Genomic DNA, 1015 nt, shown 5'->3' with positions numbered 1-1015 from the left:
CTCCATACTCTTTACGCAGACCAATGCGCTGGTCGAGACAACACTTTCGGTAATTTCGTATGTTTGTCCCCTTTCGCCGCATTAATTTGGACTTGCGTAAGAAAAATACTATTGGTAAAATCTGCTCCTCTAATATCTGCATCTCGCAAATCTGCTCCGATGAGATCCGCTCCCCTTAAATTTGCATCTCGTAAATTAGCCGCAATAAGATAAGCTCCTCTTAAATTTGCTCCTTGTAAATCCCTCTTTTTAAGGTTAGCTCCCATAAGATCTGCTCCGCGGTGACTGATTCGTTTTTTACGTGCAGCATTCATTTCCTTCCATACTAATTCACTCGTCTCTAGAAGGAGAATGTTCACTTCTGCACGGTGTAATGACACATTTACTTCCATTAACTCATCTGGACTTAAATTAGAAAGACGCTCAGTCTCTTCAATTGCTTCCTTCAGCTCTTTATGAATTGTCTGCGTCGCCTTTAATAGAATAGCCTCATTCAAATACCACAGCATTTCATGAAGCTGATGCATAACCGGAAAAGCATCATACATTTCTCTCGCATGCTCGGCATCTTTCCGCCAATCAATTCCTTTAAACGTAACTTGAGAAATCTTTTGTCCAGCACCGAAACATTCAAATACTGTACAACCTTTATACCCTTTTCCTCTAAGATCTCTATGTATACTACATTTATAATCTGATTGTAAATTTGTACAAKGTTTACCACCATCTTTATTCACCGCAAAATCTACTGATGCTGCAAACGGTAATGCCACACAACATAATCCAAAACATTTTTCACAATCTGCTTTTAAACTATTGTGATTTACATCCTCTTCTACATGAAAATAATCGTTATTATTAGTCAAAATATATACCCCCTGTTGTCTTTTGACTATTTCATAATATTCCAACTGCACTAAATAATCAATTTAAAAACAAATGGACCTATTTCATTTCAAACAACAACATAATCCATTTATTTCTTTTCATTTAAAAAGGACACACACTACAATAT

Annotated in this window: 1 protein-coding gene; it reads right to left on the bottom strand. The window is 36.5% G+C overall.

Going from position 1 to position 1015, the window contains the following annotated elements; genetic code table 11:
• Window positions 1–11: 11 nt before the first annotated feature.
• Window positions 12–866 (bottom strand): pentapeptide repeat-containing protein, encoded by an 855-nt coding sequence (locus AC1DTM_RS28415; RefSeq protein ID WP_477001481.1) that lies wholly within the window; start codon window positions 864–866, stop codon window positions 12–14.
• Window positions 867–1015: the final 149 nt, after the last annotated feature.

Source organism: Bacillus sp. P4_D3 (assembly GCF_056401855.1).
Note: the sequence above shows the minus strand (reverse complement) of the source record. Positions and strands in the feature narration are given on the sequence as shown.